Source organism: Streptomyces sp. AMJ-169 (assembly GCF_055597585.1).
Genome location: NZ_JBVLTJ010000014.1, coordinates 101,232 through 122,294 on the forward strand (window position 1 = coordinate 101,232; position 21,063 = coordinate 122,294).

Here is a 21,063-nt window from a genome sequence, read left to right on the forward strand (position 1 = left end):
TGTGATGAGCACCCCCCAGGTCGTCGTGGTCATGGGCGTCGCGGGCACCGGGAAGACCACCGTCGGGCCGCTGCTGGCGGCGCGGCTCGGTGTGCCGTACGCCGAGGGTGACGACTTCCATCCGCCGGCGAACATCGCCAAGATGGCGGCCGGCACCCCGCTGGACGACGCGGACCGCCGGCCGTGGCTCGACTCGATCGGCGCCTGGGCGCAGCAGCGGTCCGGGCTCGGCGGGGTGGTCTCCTGCTCGGCGCTGAAGCGCGCGTACCGGGACCGGCTGCGGACGGCCGCCCCGGGGCTGCTCTTCGTGCACCTGTCCGGCTCGCGCGAGCTGATCGGGGAGCGGATGGGCCACCGTGCGGGGCACTTCATGCCGACCGCGCTGCTCGACTCGCAGTTCGCCACCCTGGAGCCGCTGGGCGCGGACGAGGCGGGCGCGGTCGTGGATGTCTCCGGCTCGCCGGAGGAGATCACCGAGCGGGCGGCCCGTTCGCTCGCCGCGCTCCCCGTCTAGCCCCGCCCGTCGAACCACTTCATCTGCAAGGGACACCTCCCGTGACCAGACTCAGCGTCGAGATGCTGGCAGCGGACAGCGCCGAACCCATCACCTCGGCCGGACACGCTCAACTGGGCGTCGCCGTGCTGGCGGGTATCGCCGTCATCGTTCTGCTCATCACCAAGTTCAAGCTGCACGCCTTCCTGTCCCTGACGATCGGCTCGCTGCTGCTGGGCGCGTTCGCCGGGGCGCCGCTGGACAAGGCGATGGCGAGCTTCACCTCCGGGCTCGGCTCGACCATGGCCGGCGTCGGTGTGCTCATCGCGCTCGGCGCGATCCTCGGCAAGCTGCTGGCGGACTCCGGCGCCGCCGACCAGATCGTCGACACCATCCTGGCCAGGGCGAACGGCCGGACCATGCCGTGGGCGATGGTCCTGATCGCCTCGGTGATCGGGCTGCCGCTCTTCTTCGAGGTCGGCATCGTCCTGCTGATCCCGGTCGTCCTGATGGTCGCCAAGCGCGGCAACTACTCCCTGATGCGGATCGGCATCCCGGCGCTGGCCGGTCTGTCCGTGATGCACGGCCTGGTCCCGCCGCACCCCGGCCCGCTGGTCGCGGTCGACGCGCTGGGCGCCAACCTGGGGGTCACGCTGGCCCTCGGTGTGCTGGTGGCGATCCCGACGGTGGTCATCGCCGGGCCGCTGTTCTCCCGGTACGCGGCCCGCTGGGTCGACGTCCAGGCCCCCGACCGCATGCTCCCTCAGCGTCCTTCGGAGGACCTGGAGAAGCGTCCGAGCTTCGGCGCGGCGCTGACGACGATCCTGCTGCCGGTCGTGCTGATGCTGTCCAAGGCGCTGGTCGACATCGTCGTGGACGACCCCACGCACACCGTCCAGCGTGTCTTCGACGTCGTCGGCTCCCCGCTGATCGCGCTGCTCGCGGCCGTCCTGGTCGCCGTCTTCGCCCTCGGCCGGCCCGCCGGGCTCACCAAGGACCAGCTGTCGGGCCTGGTCGAGAAGGGCCTCGCGCCCATGGCGGGCATCCTCCTCATCGTCGGCGCGGGCGGCGGCTTCAAGCAGACCCTGATCGACTCCGGTGTCGGCCAGATGGTCCTCGACATCTCCAAGGACTGGTCGATCCCGGCGATCCTGCTGGCCTGGCTGATCGCGGTGGCGATCCGGCTGGCGACGGGTTCGGCGACGGTGGCGACGGTCTCGGCGGCCGGCCTGGTCGCACCGCTCGCGGCCGACATGTCGACGACCCACGCGGCCCTCCTGGTCCTCGCGATCGGCGCCGGCTCGCTCTTCCTGAGCCATGTGAACGACGCCGGGTTCTGGCTGGTGAAGGAGTACTTCGGGCTGAGCGTCGGCCAGAACCTGAAGACCTGGTCGGTCATGGAGACGATCATCTCGGTGGTCGCGGGCGGCATCGTCCTGCTCTTGTCCCTGGTCATCTAGCTCCCTTGGGGGTCACGACGATGAGTCATCCTCTTTTCGACATCAGTGGAAAGACCGCGCTGGTCACCGGCTCCAGCCGGGGTATCGGCCTGGCGCTCGCCCGGGGGCTCGCCGAGGCGGGCTGCACGGTGGTCCTGAACGGGCGGGACCCCGAACGCCTCAAGGAGGCCGCCGGCCGGCTGCCCGGCGAGGTCCACACCGCCGTCTTCGACGTCACCGACGGCCCCTCGGTCGCCGCCGGGGTCAAGGACGTCGAGGAGCGGGTCGGGCCGCTCGACATCCTCGTCAACAACGCGGGGATGCAACTGCGGGCACCCCTGCTGGAGTTCACCGACTCCGACTGGCACCGCATCCTGAACACCAACCTCACCAGCGCGTTCCTCGTCGGCCGCGAGGTGGCCCGGGGCATGACGGCACGCGGCCACGGCAAGATCGTCAACATCTGCTCCCTCCAGAGCGAGGTCGTCCGCCCCGGCATCGCGCCGTACGCGGCGACCAAGGGGGCGCTGAAGATGCTGACCAAGGGCATGTGCGCGGACTGGGGGCCGCACGGCGTGCAGGTCAACGGGCTGGGGCCCGGTTACATCGAGACCGAACTCACCCAACCCCTCGTCGCCGACGAGGAGTTCAGCGCGTGGGTGCGCAAGCGGACGCCCGCCGGGCGGTGGGGCCGTACCGAGGATCTGGTCGGCGGGGTGCTGTTCCTCGCCTCCCCTGCCGCGGACTTCGTCAGCGGGCAGGTGCTGTACGTCGACGGCGGCATGACGAGCGTGCTGTGACTTCGGAGGGGGCAACGCGGATGCTGGGCTGTGTCATTCACGGTCAAGGGGACCTGCGCGTCGAGGAGTTGGCGCCGCCGGCCGCCGGTGCGGGGCTGGCGCTGGTCGCCGTGCGCTACGGCGGGGTCTGCGGCTCCGACCTGCACTACTGGCGGCACGGCGGGGTCGGGGACTTCCGGCTGAAGGAGCCGATGGTGCTGGGGCACGAGGTGGTCGGTACGGCGCTCACCGGCGCCCTCGCCGGGCAGCCCGTCGCCGTGCATCCCGCCACCCCCTGCGGGGTGTGCCCGGAGTGTGCCGGCGGGCGGCGCAACATCTGCCGCGACACCCGGTACCTCGGCAGCGCCGCCCGGACCCCGCATGTCCAGGGCGGGTTCGCCGCTCAGATCGCCGTTCCCGAGGAGCAGTTGCGGGTGCTGCCGGAGGGGCTCGACCTTCGGCGGGCGGCGCTGGCCGAGCCGCTGTCGGTGGCGCTGCACGCGGTGCGGCGGGCCGGGGACGTGACCGGGCGGCACGTACTGGTCACCGGGGCGGGTCCGATCGGCTGCCTGGTCGTGGCGGCGGCGAAGGCCGCCGGGGCGGCCCGGGTGACGGTGACCGACCTGCTTCCGGCGGCGCTGGAGTACGGGCGGACCGCCGGCGCGGACGCTCTCGTACGGGCCGACGATCCGTCAGATCCCGGCTGGCCCAAGGAAGTCGACGTCGCCGTCGAGGCGTCCGGGGTGGCCGCGGGGCTCGACACCTGTCTGCGGCTCGTGCGGCGGGGCGGGGTCGTCGTCCAGCTCGGGATGCTGCCGCCGGGGCAGAGTCCGTTCGCGGGGAATCTGGTGGTGAGCCGGGAGATCGAGCTGCGGGGGGCGTTCCGGTTCGACGGGGAGTTCGACGACGCGCTGCGACTCCTCGCCGGGGAGGCGGCGTTCGACGGGCTGGTGAGCGCGGTGGTCCCGGTGACGGCGGCGGAGTCGGCGTTCGCGCTGGCCGCCGACCGGGGGAAGTCGTGCAAGGTGCTGCTGGACTTCGGGGCCGGCTAGGCGGCGCCCGCGTGCCCGCGACGGTGGCGGCGCGCTCAGTCCTTCGGGTGCCGCCACAGGGGATGCTCCCTCTTCGCCCACTCCCCCGACACCCTCCCCGTCCGCATCCCCTCCCTGGCCTCCGGATCCCCCAGCGCCATCCCGATGTGTCCCGCCAGCACGATCCCGATCGTCAGCGCCAGCCAGTCGTGCACGAAGGTCGCGCTGGTGCGCCACATGATCGGGGTCAGGTGGGTGAACCACATCAGCAGGCCCGTGCCCAGCATCACCAGGGTCGCGCCCGCGATCCAGGCCGCGTAGATCTTCTGGCCCGCGTTGAACTTGGCCGCCGGGCGGGAGCTTTGGCGCTTGTCCCGGCGGAGGACCGCCCGGAGCCAGACCTTGTCGTGGGGGCCGAAGCGGTTGAGGTGGCCGAGGTCGCCGCGGAACGCCTTGGACAGCAGGCCCGCCAGGAACGGGAGGGGGAGGAACAGGCCCACCCACTCGTGGACGCGGGTCACGAGGTCGCGGCGGCCGACCAGTTCCGCGAGCTGGGGGACGTACAGGCAGGCCGCCGTCGCCACGACGACGCCCATCATCACGGCCGTCGTGCGGTGGACCCAGCGTTCCGTCCGCGTGAAGCGGGCGATGCCCGTCGGCGCCGGGCGCAGGTCAGCTCGTGGGGGCATCGTCACGTCCGTTCGACTTGCCCACCCAGCCGTCGACGTCGTACCCGCGCTCCTCCCAGTAGCCCGGTTCCACCTTGTCGGTGACCGTGATGCCGGAGAGCCACTTGGCCGATTTGTAGAAGTACATGGGGGCGACGTAGAGGCGGACCGGGCCGCCGTGGTCGTGGCCCAGGGGCTTGTCCTGCATGCGCAGGGCCACCAGGACGTCCGCCCGGCGGGCCTGGTCGAGGGTGAGGCTCTCGGTGTAGGCGCCGTCGAAGCAGGTGAAGTGGATCGCCTTGCCCTTGGCCTGGACGCCCGCCGCGTCCAGCAGGTCGGAGAGGCGGACGCCCTCGAAGGGGGTGCTGGGGACGCGCCAGCCGGTGACGCACTGGACGTCCTTGACGATCCGCGTCTGGGGCAGGGCGCGCAGGTCGGGGAGGGTGTAGGTCTTGGGGCGGTCGACCAGGCCGCCGACGGTGAGGCGGTAGTCCGTGTCGCTCTTGTGGGGGACGGACGCCGTCACCGAGTAGTAGCGGAAGCCGCCGCCGTTGGGGAGCAGTCCGGTGAGGCCGGTGGGGTCCTTGCCGGCGATCGTGCCGAGGACCTTCTCCATGCCGCGCTGGAGGACGGGGGCGGTGGTCACGCCGAGGGCGCCGAGGGCGAGGGTGGCGAGGAAGATACGGCGGCCGACGGGGGTGCCGGCCGGCTCTCCCGCGGCCTGCGTGCCCGGCTCCTTCGGTGGTTCGGGGTTCACTTGTCCATTCGAGCACTCGGGGGCGGGCGGGGCCAGTCGCCCCGGCCGGTCTTACTCGGTTCTCAGACTGACTTGGTCCGGCTGACTTATGTGCTCCGCGTGCGGGAGACCTCCCGCGCCGCCGCGAACGCCCCGTACGGGTCCCGGTCCGGGTAGGACCAGGGCCGGCGGGTCATATGGCCGCCTATCCGCTGGAACAGGGCCGCCGCCTCGGCCGGCCGGCCCTGGCAGACCTTCGCGTGGGCGAGGTAGTTGAGGTCGAGGAGGCGGCGGGGGTGGCCGTCGTGCTCCCACTCCAGCCACCAGTCGAACGCGGCCTTCATGACCTCGTGGGCGCGGGCGTCGTCGGACCAGTGCCCGGAGGCGGCCGGGTCGGCGGCGAGGAAGCCGCGCTCGGCGAGGACGCGGTAGCGCTCGGCGTGCGCGACGACCGGGAGGATCGCCAGCGGGGAGTCGGCGGGGGCCTGTTCGGCGGCCCAGGCGGCGAAGTCGTAGACCTCGTGCAGCGGGTCGGGGCCGGTGTCCGCGCGGCGGGCGGCGAGGCGGGTGACCATCAGGTGGTGGGCCTGGTGATGGTCGGGGTAGCGGGCGCGGACCTCCTCGAAGAGGCGGACGGCGGCGGTGTCGTCGGGGCCGGTGGGGCCCTCCAGCATCAGCAGGCCGAGCCAGGGGGTGGGGTCGGCGGGGGCGAGTTCCGCGGCGGCGCGGCAGGCCTCGCGCGCGTCGTCCGGGCCGCCCTCGCCGGTCCGCGCGCGCCGGACTAACGCGAGCGCGTACAGGGCGGCGGCGTCGGCGCTCCAGGGTTCGGCGCGGGTCCATTCGCGGGCCGCGGCGGGGGCGTACGGCTCCAGGGCGAGGACGGCGGTGCGGTGGCCGCGGCGGTCCCACTCGTCGCCGGTGCGGGCGAGGAGGGAGCGGGCGGCCTGCCAGCGGCCCTGGGCCAACGCGGCGCGGGCGACGCCGAGTTCGGCGTCGTCGAGGGTGGTGTCGTCGCGCGGGGCGCTGTGGGGGGCGGTGGCGGCGCGCGGGGCGCCGTAGGCGGGGTGCGGGGTGCCGGCGGGCGGGGCCGCGCCTTCCGGGGGCACCGCGGCTCCTTCGGGCGGCATCACGTCCTCGGACGGCATCACGTCTTCGGACAGCACCGCTCCTTCGGGCAGCACACCCATGGGCATGTCTCGCATGTCTCGCATGTCTTCGTCGAGCAGGGCGCCGTCGGGCAGGGCGCCGCGAGCTGGGGCCGGGGCCGGTCGGGCCTCGGCGGGCGGGGGTGGGGGCACCGCGGGACTTCCTCATCCTCCTGGCGCGAGACGGATCGCCTCGGCCTGCGATCGGCCGATCACGCACAGCAAATCCCCAGCCGGTGGTCAGCGTCAAGGGCCGGGGGGCCGTGACACGTATCAAGTGCCTTTCTTCCCAAGGGACTTGCCGTCCGGGCGGGGAGCACTCCGCCGCTGGTGGGAGCGGCGGGTGTGGCGTGAGTCATGGCGGGCGGCGCCCGCGCCCCTCACGATGGCGGTACCGCCCCGGTCGTGGGTACCCCTGTTTCACAGGAGGCGCTCGATCTGGACGACCCGGGGGCACGAGGGGTAGGGGGGCGCTACAGTCGGCCTACGATCCGTGGCCCGACCGGACGATCATCGAGGTACGCAGCGTGTCGGTTCTGGTTCTGACTCTCGCCGTGAGCGCCGCCTGCTGCCTGGGCTTCGGGTTCGTGCTCCAGCAGCAGGCCGCGCGGAAGGCGCCGCTGGGCGACTTCCTCTCGCCCCGGCTGCTGCTCGACCTGATGCGGGTGCCGCGCTGGCTGGCGGGCATCGCCCTGATGGTCGTCGGCATGATCCTCGGGGCGGTCGCGCTCGGGCAGGGGGAGATCTCGCTGGTCGAACCGCTGCTCGCGACCAACCTCCTGTTCGCCCTCGCCCTCTCCCGCCGCTACACCCACCAGTCGCTGGGCCGCCAGGGCTGGACGGGCCTGGCGCTGCTGGCGGGCGGGGTGAGTACGTTCATCCTCGCCGGGGAGCCGCGCGGCGGGCACGCGACCGTCGATCCCGTGCGGCACTGGCTGATCATCGGCGCGACGGTCGGTACGGCCCTGCTGCTGGCCGCCTTCGCCAAACGCACCCGCCTCGGCGCGGGCCCGGTCCTCCTCGGCCTCGCGGCGGGTCTGCTGTACGGCGTCCAGGACGCCCTCACCCGGGTCAGCGGGCAGCGCTTCTCCGCCGGGGGCCTCACCGAACTCCTCACCGGCTGGCAGCCGTACGCGGTCCTCGCGATCGGCGTGACCGGGCTGGTCCTCGTGCAGAGCGCCTTCGAGACGGCGCCGCTGCGGATGTCGCTGCCCGCGCTGACGGCCGCCCAGCCGCTCGCCGGGATCCTGTGCGGGGTGGGGTTCCTGGGGGACCGGCTGCGTACGGACACCGGGGCGCTGGCGTGGGAGGCGGCGGGGCTCGCGGGGATCGTGGCGGGGATCGTGCTGCTGGGGTTGCATCCGGCGTTGCCGCAGGGGGCGGGGGTGCGGGAGCCGGAGCGGGATCTTCAGCCGCATTGAGTTCTAGGGGGCTGGCGGCGAAGGGCGTTCCTTTGCGGGGGCGTTCCTTCGCCGGTCCCCGGTGCTCGTACCCCTCCTGCTTTCATGGGCGTATGAGCTCTGCTGACGAGATTCTCGACATCGTCGACGAACAGGACCGGGTGATCGGGCGGTCTACGCGCGGGGAGGCTTATGCCCGCAGGCTGCCGCACCGGTGCACGTTCATCCAGGCCCGGGACTCCGAAGGGCGCCTCTTCGTCCATCGGCGCACCGCCACCAAGCTGGTCTTCCCCTCGCTGTACGACATGTTCGTCGGCGGGGTCGTCGGCGCGGGCGAGTCGTACGACGCGGCGGCGCTGCGGGAGGCGGAGGAGGAGCTGGGGGTGAGCGGGCTGCCGCAGCCGGCGTTTCTTTTCAAGTTCCTGTACGACGGCGGGGCGCGGGGGAAGTGGTGGTCGGCCGTGTACGAGGTGCGGTGCCCGTCCGTCGTCCAGCCGCAGGTGGAGGAGGTCGGCTGGTACGGGTTCCTCACCGATGCGGAGGTGGAGGAGCGGCTCGGGGAGTGGGAGTGGGTGCCGGACGGGAGGGCGGCGTACGAGAGGTTGCGGGAGTTCAGGGTGGGGGGCTGAGGTGGGCGTCGGCTCGGGTAAGGGGGCCTCTGGTAGCTCGGTAAGGGGAGCTCCCGTGACTCGGTAAGGGGAGCCCGGGTGGCTCGGTAAGGGGAGCCCGGGTAAGAGGAGCTGGCCGGGCTTGGTGCTTTCCTGAACGGTAAGGTCCTAAACGTGATCGAGTTTGTGCGTAACGTCCGCCTATGGTTCGCGCCCGAGTTGGTGCGGGGGGAGGGGCGTACGCCGGACTACCGGTTCTCCCTGGCCAACGAGCGGACCTTCCTCGCCTGGCTGCGGACCGCGATGGCGCTGGTCGGTGGGGGGTTCGCGGTGGATCAGTTCCTGCCGGACCTGGGGTGGGGGTGGCGCGTCGCCTTCGCGCTGGCGCTGCTTGTGGCGGGGGTGTTGTGTGCGGTGCGGGCGGTGCATCACTGGGTGCGGTGTGAGAGGGCTATGCGGAGGGGGGAGGATCTGCCGGTGTCGCGGTTCCCGGCGGGGTTGAGTCTGGTGGTGGCGGGGGTGGCGATGGGGATGGTTGTCGTGGTGCTGTTCGGGTGGGACAAGTGAGGGGGCGCTCCGCGGGGGGTGCCGGGGGGTGTCGGTGGTCGGCTGCGGCTCCCGCGGGGGGTGCCAGGGTATGTCGGTGGTCAGCTGCGGCTCCCGCGGGGGGTGCCAGGGTATGTCGGTGGTCAGCTGCGGCTCCGTCGTGGCTGGTCGCGCAGTTCCCCGCGCCCCTTGAAGGCGGCTGCGCCGCCTGTCCGCCCGGCCCCATGGGAGGCTTCCACGCAAGCGCTCCGGCCAGTCACATGAGGAGTTCCCGCGCTGGCTCGCCGGTCGGCCTGACGAGAAACCGCCGCGCAAACTCATCGGTCGGCCTCATGAGAAGCTCCCGCGCAAACTCGTCGACCGGCCCCACGAAAAGCTGCCGCACAAGCCTGTCGGCCAGCCCCACGAGAAGCTTCCGCACAAGCCCGCCGACCGGCTTCACTAGAAGCTCCCACGCAAACTCTCCGGCCGGCCTCACCAGAAGCTCCCGCACAAGCTCACCCACCGGCCCCACCAAAAACTCCCGCCCATGAACACCACCCCCTCCCCCAACACCCCCCTCCGCGACCCCGGCCTCCAGCCCGAGCGCACCCGGCTCGCCTGGCGGCGCACCACCCTCGCCTGCACGATCGTCGCGATACTCGCCATGAAGACCGCGCTGCACGACGGCACCCCGGCCGCCGGGCTGGTCGTCGCCGCCCTGTGCTGCGTGCTGTGGCTCGGGTTCCTCCGGCTCGCGCAGCGGCGGATGCGGATGCTCGGCGCGGCGCGGCCCCCTGTACTGACGCCGCGCCTCGCCGCCCAGGCCGTGCTGTGCGTCGTGGCACTCGCGGTGTGCGCGGCCGTGCTCGTGGCCGTCTAGATCAGCGGCAGCCCATCTCGAACACCCTGCCCAGACCAGCCGCACCCCACCTCAAGCGCCCCACACAGGCCCGCCGCACCCCACCTCAAACGCCCCGCACAGACCAGCCACGCCCCACCCCAAGCACCCCACACAGACCAGCCTCAGCTCACCTCAAGCCCCTCCCCCCTCACTCCCCCTCCCCCCAATCCACCGTCACCACGATCTTCCCCCGCGTCCGCCCCTCCTCATTGAGCCGGTACGCCTCCGCCGCCCGCTCCAGCGGGAACTTCTCCGAGACGTGCACCGTCACCACCCCCTGCTCCGCCAGTTCCGCCAGCCTCGTGAGGTCGGTCGTGTCCGGGCGTACCCAGAAGTAGCGGCCGCCGTAGCCGAGGACGTCGCCGTCGGCGATCGACACCAGGCGGCCCTCCGAGGTGAGGACGTTCGCCGAGGCCTTGAGGGCGTCTCCGCCGACCGTGTCGAAGGCCGCGTCGACGCCTTCGGGGGCGAGGCCCCGGATGCGGTCGGTGAGGCCGTCGCCGTAGGTGACCGGCTCCGCGCCCAGCTCGCGCACGAAGTCGTGGTTGCGCTCGCTCGCCGTGCCGATGACGCGGCAGCCGAGGTGGCGGGCGATCTGGACGGCGATCGAGCCGACCCCGCCGGCCGCCGCGTGGACGAGGACGGTCTCGCCGCGCCTGACCTGGAGGACGTGCTGGAGCGCCTGATAGGCGGTGAGCCCGGCGAGGGGAAGCCCGGCGGCCTGCGCGAAGGAGAGGTTGCGGGGCTTGCGGGCGAGGGTGCGGACGGGGGCGGCGACGTACTCGGCGAAGGTGCCGCGCGAGAGGAAGTCCTCGCGTACGTAGCCGATGACCTCGTCGCCGACGGCGTACTCGGTGACCGAGAGGCCGGGCTGGACGACGACGCCGGAGACGTCCCAGCCGGGGACGACGGGGAAGACCGGGTCGATGACGCCGTCGAGATAGCCCTCGCGGGCCTTCCAGTCGACGGGGTTGACGGCCGCCGCGCGGACCTTGACGAGCACCGCGTCCGGGCCCACCTTCGGCTCGCGGACCTCGCCGTACTCGAACACCTCTGCGCCGCCGTACCGGCTGTAACTGATCGCCTTCATGCCTAGACCCTCCAAGGCGGGCGGGCGGCGCGCAAGCCGGAGGCCGTCCGGTGGGGACCGGCGCGCCAGCGGCAGCGGGGCGGTATGAGACGTATGCTCCGTTCGCGTGCCCCTGTGGGCACAGCTGTCACACACCCCCCACCACACCTCACGAGGTGAGCACCATGACCGTTCTGCACCAGGAACACGACACCCACCCGCACGCCCACGGCCCGGGCTGCGGCCACACGGAGGTCCCGCACGGCGACCACACCGACTACGCGCACGACGGGCATCTGCACCGGGCGCACGAGGACCACTGGGACGAGTGCGAGCCGGCCGGGCACGCGGCCCACTCCGGGCACGGGCACGAGCACGGGACGGACTGCGGGCACGTGCCGGTGCAGCACGGCGACCACGTCGACTATCTGCACGACGGGCACCGGCACGCCCAGCACGAGGACCACTGGGACGATCACTGACGGTCGTACCCGACCGAAAACGTTCCGTACGGCTCTCCGCGCTTCTGCGCGGGGAGCCGTACCCCTAGGGTGGCCCAGGTCACGTTCGCGTTCCGCACTGGACGACATACCGACCGGTCGGCATCATGAGCTGCGTAAGCCGTTCGGCCCCGCCCGTCCGCCCTGCCGTAGGAGTTCCGTATGACCACCGATCACCCACCCGGGCTCGATCCCGGCCGGCTGCGCCGGCTGCTCGACCGGGAGCGGCCCGGGCTGGTGGCGGGCGAGCTGACCGGCCGGCTGATCGAGGGCGGGCGGTCGAACCTGACGTACGCGGTCACCGACGGCCGCTCGCGGTGGGTCGTGCGCCGGCCGCCGCTCGGGCATGTGCTGGCCACCGCGCACGACATGCGGCGCGAGCACCGGGTGATCGACGCGCTGCACCGGGGCTCCGGGGTGCCCGTGCCGGCGCCGGTGCTGCTGTGCGAGGACGAGGAGGTGCTGGGGGCGCCGTTCTACGTCATGGAGTTCGTCGAGGGGACGCCGTACCGGACCGCCGAGGACCTCGCCCCGCTGGGGGCCGCGCGGACGCGGGAGGTGACTCTCTCGCTGGTCGACACGCTGGTCGAGCTGCACGCCGTGGACCCCGAGGCGGTCGGGCTCGGCGACTTCGGCCGCCCCGAAGGCTTCCTCGACCGGCAACTGCGGCGCTGGGGCAAGCAGTTGGACGCCTCCCGCAGCCGCGAGCTGGCCGGGGTCACGGAGTTGCACGCGGCGCTGGGGAAGCGACTGCCGGTGTCGTCGGCGGCTTCGGTGATCCATGGGGACTACCGGCTCGACAACGTCCTTGTGGGCGCCGATGATTCGATCAAGGCTGTGCTGGACTGGGAGATGTCGACCCTCGGTGATCCGCTCACCGACCTCGGGCTGCTGGTGATGTACAGCATCCCGCTCGACCTCCCCAACTCCCCCATCACCACTACCGCTTCGGCCGCCGGGCACCCTTCGCCCGCCGAGCTGATCGAGCGGTACGCCGCGCGCTCCGGGCGTGATGTCTCCGCTGTCGACTGGTACACCGCCTTCGCCTGGTTCAAGCTCGCCGTCATCCTCGAAGGCATCCACTACCGGTACACCCTCGGGCAGACGGTCGGGCGCGGTTTCGACCGCATCGGGGAGCTCGTCCCCGTCTTCATCGAGCACGGACTGACCACTCTTCAGGAAGGCTGACCTGCCATGGACTTCGCGTTCGACGCGCGTACCGAGGAACTGCGCGGGAAGCTGCTCGCCTTCATGGACGAGTACGTCTACCCGGCAGAGCCGGTCGCCGAGGAACAGCGCGCCGCGCTCAGCTCCCCTTGGGAAACCCCGGCTGTCATAGAGGAGTTGAAGGCCGAGGCCCGCAAGCAAGGCCTGTGGAACCTCTTCCTGCCTGATGCCGAGTACGGCGCCGGGCTCACCAACCTCCAGTACGCCCCCCTCGCCGAAATCACCGGCCGCTCCCCGCAGTTGGCGCCGACCGTCCTCAACTGCTCGGCCCCCGACACCGGGAACATGGAGGTCCTCACCCAGTTCGGGGACGAGGCGCAGAAGAAGCAGTGGCTGGAGCCGCTGCTGGCCGGGGAGATCCGCTCGGCGTTCGCGATGACCGAGCCGGAGGTGGCCTCATCGGACGCCACCAACATCACGACGCACATCCGGCGGGACGGCGACGAGTACGTCATCACCGGGCGGAAATGGTACATCTCCGGTGCCATGAACCCCGATTGCCGGATCTTCATCGTCATGGGGAAGACCGACCCGGACGGCGCCGACCTCCGCCGCCAGCAGTCGATGGTGCTCGTCCCCCGGGACACCCCCGGGGTGACCGTCAAGCGGGCGATGAAGGTCTTCGGGTACGAGGACCACTACCACGGCGGTCACGCCGAGGTGGTCTTCGACGAGGCGCGGGTCCCCGTCTCGAACCTGATCGGCGAGGAGGGCGGCGGCTTCGCGATCGCCCAGGCCCGCCTCGGCCCCGGCCGTATCCACCACTGCATGCGGCTGATCGGCATGGCCGAGCGGGCGATCGAGCTGATGTGCCGGCGGGCGGTGTCCCGTACGGCGTTCGGAAAGGCCCTGGCCCAGCAGGGAGTTGTGCACAACTGGATCGCGGACGCCCGCGTGACGGTCGAGCAGCTCCGGCTGCTGGTGCTGAAGACGGCCTGGATGATGGACACCGTGGGCAACAAGGGGGCGCACACGGAGATCCAGTCCATCAAGATCGCCACGCCCCGCGCGGTGGTCGACATCATCGACCGGGCGATCCAGCTGCACGGCGCGGGCGGCCTGAGCCAGGACTTCCTGCTGGCCGAGCTGTACGCGGGGGCGCGGACGCTGATGATCGCCGACGGTCCCGACGAGGTGCACCAACGGTCGCTGGCACGGCGGGAGTTGAAGAAGTACCTGTAGGCGTAGGGAAGTTGCGGGCCACCCCGATCGGGGCGGCCCGCGTTTCTGTCTACGGCCGCAGCGCTCTCAGCAGCAAGTCCGCCAAATGGTCCGCCACTTGCTGCGGAGTCCACTGGCCGCCGGGGCGGTACCACGTGGACAGGTGGTGGACCGAGCCGAAGTGGTAGTCGACCACGAGGTCCGCCGGGGTCGCCGTCGAGAAGACGCCCGTGCGCTGGCCCTCCTCGACCAGCGCGCGGAAGCGCTCGTGGTAGCGGCGGCGTTCGGCGCGGACCTGTTTGTTCTTCTCCGGGCTCAGGTGCTGCATCGAGCGGAAGAAGATCGAGGCGTCGTCGAGGTTGTCGATGGTGGTCACCACCACGTCCGCCGCCGCGCCGCGCAGCCGCTCCTCGACCGGCCCCTCCCCGTCCGCGAACGCGTCGAGGCGGTCCTGCTGGACGCGCAGGACGCGGGCGTAGATCTCATGGAGGAGGTCGTCCTTGGAGCCGAAGTAGTGGTAGAGCGCACCCTTCGTCACCCCGGCCGCCTCCACGATCTCCTGGACGGAGGTGCGGTCGTAGCCCTGTTCGGCGAAGAGCCGGGTGGCGGCGGCCAGGAGTCGCTGGGGGACGGGGGTGGGGTCTCCGTCGGTCGTTCTGGGCACTGCCGCCACCTGCCTTGCTGGTTACTCGGGGGACTTTCCGCGGGAACGCAGTTCCCGACGCAGGATCTTCCCACTCGCCGTCTTGGGGAGTTCGGGCAGGATCTCCACCTGCCGAGGGTATTTGTACGCGGCGAGCCGCTCCTCGCAGTACGCCGCCAGTTCCTCAGGGCTGACCGAGGCCCCGGGCCGCACGCTGATGTACGCCCGCACGGTCTCCCCCCGGTACCCGTCCGGCACCCCCACCACGGCCGCCTCGCGCACGGCGGGGTGCGTGTAGAGCACGTCCTCCACCTCGCGCGGCCACACCTTGAACCCGGACGCGTTGATCATGTCCTTCTTGCGGTCGACGACGTACAGCCACCCGTCGGCGTCCATGAACCCGATGTCCCCGGTCCTCAACTCCCCGCCGGGGAACGTCTCTTCGGTCGCCTCGGGCCGCCGCCAGTACCCCGGCACGACCTGCGGCCCGCGCACGGCGATCTCCCCGTGCTCCCCGAAGGGCACCTCGTCGCCCTCGTCGTCGACGATGCGTACGACGGCGTCGGCGCTCGGCAGGCCCACGGCGAGGGTGCCGGAGACGGGGTCGACGGGCGCCTCGTGCTGCTGCGGGACCGAGGCGCAGGGGGCCGTGCACTCGGTCAGCCCGTAGCCGTTGCGGAGGTAGGGGCCGAACCCCGCGCGGAACTGCTCGACCAGGGCCGGCGGCAGCGGGGCGCCGCCCGAGCTGATCATCACGAAGGAGGAGAAGTGGTCCCTGGTCGCCTTCGGGTGTGCCGCCAGCGCCATGAACGCGGTGGACGGGCCGACGGTGTAGTGCGGCCCGAACTCGGCGAACGCGTCCAGGACGACGCCCGCCTCGAAGCGGTACGTCAGGACGAGCGTGCCCGCGCTGTTCAGGCAGGCGGCGAACTGGCAGACCATGCCGGTGATGTGGAAGAGGGGCGCCAGCGCGTAGTAGACCGGCGCCTCGGGCATCCGCATGCCGGTGCTCTGCCGCTCGGCGTTGACCATGATGTTGCCGTGCGTGTTGGTCGCGCCCTTGGGGGTGCCGCTCGTTCCGGACGTGTAGCTGATCAGGGCGACGTCAGAAGGCGTGACAGTCCTCCCTTCGGGTGAACTCAAGCCCCTGTGCGCAACCTCCGTGAGGTCATCGGCATCAGGGGCCTGCGGCAGCCGCTCGAAGGTCAGCACCCGCTCGTCGTCCCGGCTCTGGAAGTCCCGCTCGCACGCCGTCACCGCGAACCGCACCGGGGAGTCGGCGGCCGTCGCGCGCAGGTACGTGTCCCAGGCCCGGTCGGTGCAGATCAGCGCCGTCACCTCGGCGTCCCGCAGGACGTGCGCGACCTCCGCCGACTTGTACATGGGGTTGACGGGCACGACGACCGCGCCCGCCTTCCAGGCCCCCAGCACGGCCAGCACGAAGTGCGGCGAGTTCTGGAGGACGACGGCCACCCGGTCCCCGTACGCCACCCCGCGCGCCGCCAGGTACCCGGCCACCGAGTCGCTCAGCCCGTCCACCTCGCGGTAGGTGAGGCGGCCGTCGAAGTAGGCGAGGCACGGGCGGTCGGGGGCGAGCGCCACCGAGCGGTCCAGGGCGTGGACCAGGGAGTCCAGCGGGGTGATCGGGGCGCGCTGGGCGGCGTCGAGGAGGTTCAGCCAGGGCCTGTCGGCGTAGGTCGTCACCGGGCCTCCCACTTCTGCTGGATGTGGTTCATGGTGCCGAGCCAGCGGTCGGGGTCGCCCGCGCGGCCCTGGTAGAACGCGGCGACCTCGGGGTGCGGCAGGATCAGGAAACGGTCCTCGGCGATGCCGTCCAGGAGGGCGTCGGCGACCGCCGAAGGATCGATGGCCGTCCCCTTCAGGACCAGGTCACCGATGCTGCCGCTCTCCTCCAGCATGTCGGTGCGCACGCCCTGCGGGCAGATCGCGTGCACCTTGATCCCCCGGTGCCGGTAGGTCAGCGACAGCCACTCGGCGAAGGCGTACGCGCCGTGCTTGGTGACGCTGTAGGGGGCGGCGCCGATCATCGTGAGCAGCCCGGCGGCCGACACCGTCGACACGAACCGCCCCTCGCCGCGCTCCAGCCAGCCGGGCAGCAGCGCGCGGGCGGCGCGGACGTGGGCCATGACGTTGACGTCCCAGGCCAGCGCCCAGACGTCCTCCTCGGCCGCCTCGGTCCCGCCGGCCCCGACCCCGGCGTTGGCGCAGTAGACGTCGACCCGCCCGCCGAGGGCCTCGCGGGCTTGCTCTACGACGACGGAGGCGTCCCCGGGGACCGCCGTCCCGCCGATCTCGTCGGCGACGGCCCGCGCCTTGCCCGCGTCGAGGTCGTTGACGACGACCCGGGCGCCCTCGGCGGCGAACCGCCGGGCCAGCGCGGCTCCGATCCCACCCCCGCCCCCGGTCACGACGACCCCGGCTCCTCGCAAGGCTTCCACCATCGGTCTCCTTCGACACGACACGGCTCGGTACGGCTCATCGACAGACTAACCAGTCGGTATGTGACTCCGGAAGAGCCGTCGCCCTCCGGCGATTCCCATCCGTACGTGACGTCTGGCCAAGCCCCTCCGTTAGCAGGACACTGCGCCCACACCACTCCGGGGGACGGAGCCCGCCATGGCCGGACCGGCAATCAGCGTGAGTCCTTACTGGGAACTGACCTTCGACGCGGACGGCGATCCGAGCCCCGCCGAACGCGCCGCCTTCCTCACCGACATCAGCGAACGCGGAGTCCAGGACCTGCTCGTCTTCGCGCACGGCTGGAACAACGACCGCACCGAAGCGACCTCTCTCTACAACCGCTTCTTCGCCCCCGTCCCGGCGCTCGCCCCGCGGGCGAGGCTCGGGTATGCGGGCGTCATCTGGCCGTCGATGCGCTTCTGCGACGAGCCGATCCCCAACTACCCCGCGACCGTGGCCGTCTGCGGTCCCACCCTGGACGACGACACCCACCGCGCCCTGCTCCAGACCTTCCCCGGCCAGGGGCCGACGGTCGAGCGGCTGGCCCAGCTGCTGGCCCAACGGCCCGCCGGGGACGCCGGGTTGACGGAGTTCGGGCAGCTCGTGCGGACACTCGTGGGCGTCGACCCGCAGGGCCCGTGCGTCGCCGACACCGGCGCGGACGAACTGCCGGAGATGTTCTCGGCGTCGGCGGCCGACATCTGCGAACAGTTCGCGCAGGCGCTCGCCGCACTGCAAGACGGCGGCGGGAGCGAGGAGTTCAGCCTTCCCAACCCCTGGGACGGGGCCAAGGAGCTGCTGCGGCAGGCGACGTACTACGAGATGAAGCGGCGGGCCGGGACGGTCGGACAGAACGGACTCGGGCCGCTCATCGGGCAGTTGGCGAGCGCCGCCCCCGGAGTGCGCGTCCATCTCGTCGGGCACAGCTTCGGCGGCCGGCTGGTGTCGTTCGCGCTGCGCGGGCTGCCGCCGGGCGTGCGGTCGGTGAAGTCGGTGACGCTGCTCCAAGGGGCCTTCTCCCACTACGCGTTCGCGGCCAGCCTGCCGTTCGCGGCCGGGACCGCCGGGGTGCTCCAGGGCCAGGAGAAGCGGATCGACGGACCGCTGGTGTGCTGCTACTCGTCGTACGACGAAGCGCTCGGGACGCTGTACCCGCTGGCCTCGAAGGTCGCCGGTGACGACCGGACGTTCACCGGGGAGGGGTTCGGGATCGGGCAGCTGCTCGGCACGAAGTGGGGGGCGATGGGGCACGACGGGGTGCAGTCCGTGCCCGGCACAAGGGCGTTGAGCCTCGCGGAGGCGCTGGGGGCGCCGTTGCCGGTCTCGGGGTGCGTGAACGTCGACGCGGCGGCCGTCGTACGGCAGGGCGGGCCGCCGACCGGGGCGCACAGTGACATCGTGCACCCCGAGCTGGCGCGGGTGGTGCTGGCGGCGGGCCGGGTCCGTTAGCCGGGGCTCATGAACCCGGCCCGCTCACAAGGGAGTTACCGGTGTGACGTGAACTCCACCACCTGCTGGAAGGTGGGCCGGTTCTGCCAGCTGATGTTGTAGTGCTTGATGCCGCCCAGCGGGCGCTGCTGGATGGAGTCGGCGCACCACTGGTCGCCGGCCGAGCAGAGGGTGTCGGCCGGGTAGACCTGGGCGGCGGTCTTGCCGGCGGCCGTCTTCAGGGTGCTGATGAGGATGTCGCGGCAGGCGCTGAGGACGCCGCCGCCGCAGTACTGCTGGGCCAGCGGGTCCTGGACGGTGTCGCCGAGGACGGACCTGATGTCCTTGTCGACGTAGGACCACCAGCCGTACTGGAAGGAGCTTCCGGCGTGGGCGCCGGTCGGGCCGTGGGCGGCGGACGGGGACTCGTCGACCGGGATGTTGTTCGTGAACGCCGTGTAGAGGTCGCTGCCGAGGCCGGGCTGGAACTCGCCCTGGACCAGCAGGGGCCACCACGCGTCGAGGATGCGGATCGCGTCGGGGTCGGCGTACTTCTTGGCGCCCGCCGAGGTCTCCGTGCGTTTCGCGCCGTTGGTCAGCCAGGTCTGGAGTTTGGTGACCGCCGCCGCTGCCGTGGAGTCGGTGACCGTGGAACTGTTGATCACGCGGAGCAGCTTGGGCAGGACGTCCTCGGCGCGCAGGTCGGCGAGGGCGGCGTCGGCCATGGCCTGGGTGAGCTGGGCGCGGGTGACGCCGCCGGCCGCGACCAGTTTCTTCACCCGGTCCTCCAGGAGGTTGCCCCGGTGCACCGAGCCCTCGCCCCAGGGGGCGCTGGAGTAGTCCTTGGCCTGCTTGTTGTTCCAGGAGATGTAGTAGTCCTGGTCGACGGACTGGGGGTGCTGCGAAGCGGGCGTGTAATCAGCGGTGTTGGTCGTCGGGTTCCAGTTCTGCCACTCGTACGCGGCCTGCGCCCAGACCGGGAACTCGGCGTCGACCCCGGCCGCGCGGACCGGGTTGTCGCCGGAGTTGTAGTAGGCGGTGTGGCTGGAGTCGGCGTAGAACCAGTTGAACGTGTAGTTGATGTGCTGGACCGCGCTCTGGAAGGTCTGCGGACTCGTCACGTAGGACGGGTCGTTGAGCATCTGGAAGCCGATGATCGAGTCGGCCTCGTGCATGTAGGAGGAGCGCAGGGTGGTGTAGGCGACCTTCTTGCCGCCGACGGTGGCGCGGTAGGAGACGGGTCCGTACTTCGTCTTCCACGCGCGCATCGTGTAGGAGCCGGCGGCGGTGCCGTCGGCGGTGGTCGGGGTCCAGGCGTTCTTCTGCTCGATCTTGTCCATGGCCGTGCAGGTGCCGTGGTACAGGTAGTGGTAGTCGTCCTGGCACAGTTCGACGGCGTAGGTGTCGATGATGTCCTGGCCCGAGGTGGTCGCGCTCCAGGCGTAGTCCTGGCCCCGGCCGAGGTTGACGTACATGCTCAGGCCCGCGAAGGACGCGCCGCGCGCGCTGATGCCGGGGCCCTGGATCTCCTGGAGCATGAGCAGCTGCGGGGCGAAGTAGCCGGTCTGCGGGCCGAAGACGGCGACGGGGTGGCCGCTGGCGGTGTATTTGCCGCTCACCACAAGGGCGTTGGACATACCGCGCTTGGCGGAGCTGACGGCCGCGGTGGCCGCCGTGGACTGGGGGGCGCCGGTGCCGGTGGCGTCGTAGACCAGAGGTTCCTGGACGGTCGTGCCGGCGTCGGGCAGGGCCTCGCCCTGGGGGGTGTCCGGTTTGGTGGCGTAGGGGAAGCTCTCGCCGTTGTGGACGGTGACGACGGCCTCGGCGTCGTTGCGTTCGCGGAAGGACTCCCAGACCTTGGTGCCCTGGGCGACGCCGTACTTCTCCTGGGCGGCCAGCAGTGAGAGGGCGTTGTTGACCTCGCCGCCGCCGCCGGAGCCGAAGAGGGAGCCGATGACGGAGGCCAGCGCGACCAGGTCGGTGATCTTGAAGTGGTCGATGGTGCCGGCGTTGGTGACGGAGTCCTTGTGGCCGGTGAGGACGTACTCGCCGGGGAAGTAACGGCCGCTGTCGGAGGCGTCGATGTAGGAGTTGATGCCGTCGAGGTAGGCGCCCGCGTCGGTGAGGGCCAGCTGGCCGCGGGCGCCGTTGGTGGCGACCGCGTTGTCGATCTGGGCCTGGAGGTCGGCCTCGCTGTAGGGGGCGTTGCGCCAGAACTGCTGCTCCAGGCCCTGGTTGGAGGCGGCGCCGCCGGCGAAGGCGGTGAGCTGGCCGCGGCCGACGTGGCGGAAGACGTCCATCAGCCACAGCCGGTCCTCAGCGGCGGCATATCCGGCGCCGAACTCGGTGCCGTATCGAGTGGTACCGGTGATGTGCGGCACACCCGTCTTCTTGTCGCGGACGATCGTGACGTCGCTGCGGTTGGCGGGCTTCTCGGTGGAGGCGACTTGATCGGACGGGACGCCGAACGAGGCGTCGTTGAAGAACGTGTTGATGGTGGCGTTGGTCAGCGTCGGGTACCCCTTGGCCAGGTTGGCGTAGGGGCCGAGCTGGTCCTCGGCGTGGTCGGGCTGGGTGCCGAAGACCTGGTTCAGGAGGATCTGGGCGAGGGTGGCGTTGCCGTTCTCGCCGGGCGGCAGGATGTCGGAGCACTGGCCGCCGCAGTAGTCGTTCGAGGCGGCGGCCTCGGCGGCGGCGGTGGTCTGGGTCAGCGGGGAGAGGAGTCCCGCGACGAGCGCGCAGACGGTGGCCGACTTCAGGAACCCCGGGATTCTCCCGGGAGTTCTCAGTCTGTCGAGCGCGAAGCGGGGGGTTCGCCGTGGCATG

At 71.6% G+C, this 21,063-nt stretch carries 20 protein-coding genes and 1 pseudogene; 12 read left to right on the forward strand and 9 right to left on the reverse strand.

Going from position 1 to position 21,063, the window contains the following annotated elements; all coding sequences use genetic code 11:
- Positions 1–4 precede the first annotated feature (4 nt).
- From ACYUD3_RS30130 to ACYUD3_RS30145, 4 genes are read left to right on the forward strand one after another with little or no spacing between them, the layout of a single operon-like run.
- Positions 5–514: a gluconokinase gene (locus ACYUD3_RS30130; protein WP_470976588.1), complete on the forward strand. Its 510-nt coding sequence runs from the start codon at positions 5–7 to the stop codon at positions 512–514.
- A 41-nt stretch (positions 515–555) separates the two neighbouring features.
- A complete protein-coding gene (locus tag ACYUD3_RS30135) occupies positions 556–1,953 on the forward strand; it encodes a GntT/GntP/DsdX family permease (RefSeq protein WP_470976592.1) in 1,398 nt (465 codons plus the stop codon).
- A 20-nt stretch (positions 1,954–1,973) separates the two neighbouring features.
- Positions 1,974–2,732: an SDR family oxidoreductase gene (locus ACYUD3_RS30140; RefSeq protein WP_470976594.1), complete on the forward strand. Its 759-nt coding sequence runs from the start codon at positions 1,974–1,976 to the stop codon at positions 2,730–2,732.
- 20 nt (positions 2,733–2,752) lie between these two features.
- Positions 2,753–3,763: an L-idonate 5-dehydrogenase gene (locus ACYUD3_RS30145; protein ID WP_470976596.1), complete on the forward strand. Its 1,011-nt coding sequence runs from the start codon at positions 2,753–2,755 to the stop codon at positions 3,761–3,763.
- A 35-nt stretch (positions 3,764–3,798) separates the two neighbouring features.
- Here the strand turns inward: ACYUD3_RS30145 and ACYUD3_RS30150 are convergent, their stop codons facing one another.
- From ACYUD3_RS30150 to ACYUD3_RS30160, 3 genes and pseudogenes are all read right to left on the reverse strand, one after another.
- Complete coding sequence (locus tag ACYUD3_RS30150) at positions 3,799–4,431, reverse strand: cytochrome b/b6 domain-containing protein (RefSeq protein ID WP_470976599.1); 633 nt, start codon at positions 4,429–4,431, stop codon at positions 3,799–3,801.
- On the reverse strand, positions 4,415–5,167 hold the full coding sequence (locus ACYUD3_RS30155) for a molybdopterin-dependent oxidoreductase (protein ID WP_470976602.1): 753 nt from the start codon (positions 5,165–5,167) through the stop codon (positions 4,415–4,417). Before ACYUD3_RS30155 ends, ACYUD3_RS30150 begins: the two co-directional genes overlap by 17 nt.
- An 86-nt stretch (positions 5,168–5,253) precedes the next feature.
- A pseudogene (locus ACYUD3_RS30160) lies at positions 5,254–6,191 on the reverse strand (hypothetical protein); the annotation flags it as partial.
- Positions 6,192–6,818: 627 nt separating this feature from the next.
- Between ACYUD3_RS30160 and ACYUD3_RS30165 the strand changes: the two are divergent.
- The 3 genes from ACYUD3_RS30165 (at position 6,819) to ACYUD3_RS30175 (ending at position 8,866) form a co-directional block, all read left to right on the forward strand.
- The gene (locus tag ACYUD3_RS30165) at positions 6,819–7,712 is read left to right on the forward strand and encodes a DMT family transporter (protein WP_470976605.1); all 894 of its coding nucleotides are present in this window, start codon (positions 6,819–6,821) and stop codon (positions 7,710–7,712) included.
- A gap of 92 nt (positions 7,713–7,804) precedes the next feature.
- Positions 7,805–8,320 (forward strand): NUDIX domain-containing protein, encoded by a 516-nt coding sequence (locus tag ACYUD3_RS30170; RefSeq protein WP_470976607.1) that lies wholly within the window; start codon positions 7,805–7,807, stop codon positions 8,318–8,320.
- Between the two features lie 153 nt (positions 8,321–8,473).
- Positions 8,474–8,866 carry a YidH family protein gene (locus ACYUD3_RS30175; RefSeq protein ID WP_470976610.1) on the forward strand — a complete coding sequence of 131 codons (393 nt, stop codon included), beginning with the start codon at positions 8,474–8,476 and terminating at the stop codon, positions 8,864–8,866.
- A 235-nt stretch (positions 8,867–9,101) separates the two neighbouring features.
- Here the strand turns inward: ACYUD3_RS30175 and ACYUD3_RS30180 are convergent, their stop codons facing one another.
- Entirely contained in the window at positions 9,102–9,350 is a 249-nt protein-coding gene (locus tag ACYUD3_RS30180) for a hypothetical protein (protein ID WP_470976613.1), read from the reverse strand.
- A gap of 24 nt (positions 9,351–9,374) precedes the next feature.
- Between ACYUD3_RS30180 and ACYUD3_RS30185 the strand changes: the two genes are divergently transcribed.
- On the forward strand, positions 9,375–9,707 hold the full coding sequence (locus ACYUD3_RS30185; RefSeq protein WP_470976616.1) for a DUF202 domain-containing protein: 333 nt from the start codon (positions 9,375–9,377) through the stop codon (positions 9,705–9,707).
- 169 nt (positions 9,708–9,876) lie between these two features.
- On the opposite strand, the gene ACYUD3_RS30190 is transcribed toward ACYUD3_RS30185, so the two are convergent.
- Positions 9,877–10,818, reverse strand: a complete 942-nt coding sequence (locus ACYUD3_RS30190; RefSeq protein WP_470976619.1) for an NADP-dependent oxidoreductase — start codon at positions 10,816–10,818, stop codon at positions 9,877–9,879.
- A gap of 164 nt (positions 10,819–10,982) precedes the next feature.
- Here ACYUD3_RS30190 and ACYUD3_RS30195 point away from each other — a divergent pair, with 164 nt between their 5' ends.
- The 3 genes from ACYUD3_RS30195 (at position 10,983) to ACYUD3_RS30205 (ending at position 13,706) form a co-directional block, all read left to right on the forward strand.
- The gene (locus tag ACYUD3_RS30195) at positions 10,983–11,279 is read left to right on the forward strand and encodes a hypothetical protein (protein ID WP_470976622.1); all 297 of its coding nucleotides are present in this window, start codon (positions 10,983–10,985) and stop codon (positions 11,277–11,279) included.
- Between the two features lie 180 nt (positions 11,280–11,459).
- Complete coding sequence (locus tag ACYUD3_RS30200) at positions 11,460–12,485, forward strand: phosphotransferase family protein (protein WP_470976624.1); 1,026 nt, start codon at positions 11,460–11,462, stop codon at positions 12,483–12,485.
- A 6-nt stretch (positions 12,486–12,491) separates the two neighbouring features.
- The gene (locus ACYUD3_RS30205) at positions 12,492–13,706 is read left to right on the forward strand and encodes an acyl-CoA dehydrogenase family protein (RefSeq protein WP_470976627.1); all 1,215 of its coding nucleotides are present in this window, start codon (positions 12,492–12,494) and stop codon (positions 13,704–13,706) included.
- 49 nt (positions 13,707–13,755) lie between these two features.
- Here ACYUD3_RS30205 and ACYUD3_RS30210 read toward each other — a convergent pair whose 3' ends face one another.
- The 3 genes from ACYUD3_RS30210 to ACYUD3_RS30220 are packed head-to-tail and all read right to left on the reverse strand — an operon-like array spanning position 13,756 to position 16,790.
- The gene (locus ACYUD3_RS30210) at positions 13,756–14,349 is read right to left on the reverse strand and encodes a TetR/AcrR family transcriptional regulator (protein ID WP_470976630.1); all 594 of its coding nucleotides are present in this window, start codon (positions 14,347–14,349) and stop codon (positions 13,756–13,758) included.
- 21 nt (positions 14,350–14,370) lie between these two features.
- Complete coding sequence (locus ACYUD3_RS30215; RefSeq protein WP_470976633.1) at positions 14,371–16,032, reverse strand: class I adenylate-forming enzyme family protein; 1,662 nt, start codon at positions 16,030–16,032, stop codon at positions 14,371–14,373.
- Positions 16,029–16,790: an SDR family oxidoreductase gene (locus ACYUD3_RS30220; protein ID WP_470976636.1), complete on the reverse strand. Its 762-nt coding sequence runs from the start codon at positions 16,788–16,790 to the stop codon at positions 16,029–16,031. The genes ACYUD3_RS30215 and ACYUD3_RS30220 overlap by 4 nt, the downstream gene beginning before the upstream one ends.
- A gap of 175 nt (positions 16,791–16,965) precedes the next feature.
- Between ACYUD3_RS30220 and ACYUD3_RS30225 the strand changes: the two genes are divergently transcribed.
- Entirely contained in the window at positions 16,966–18,258 is a 1,293-nt protein-coding gene (locus tag ACYUD3_RS30225; RefSeq protein ID WP_470976639.1) for a serine-threonine protein kinase, read from the forward strand.
- A 35-nt stretch (positions 18,259–18,293) separates the two neighbouring features.
- Here the strand turns inward: ACYUD3_RS30225 and ACYUD3_RS30230 are convergent, their stop codons facing one another.
- Positions 18,294–21,062 carry a penicillin acylase family protein gene (locus tag ACYUD3_RS30230; RefSeq protein WP_470976642.1) on the reverse strand — a complete coding sequence of 923 codons (2,769 nt, stop codon included), beginning with the start codon at positions 21,060–21,062 and terminating at the stop codon, positions 18,294–18,296.
- Between the last annotated feature and the right edge of the window lies 1 nt (position 21,063).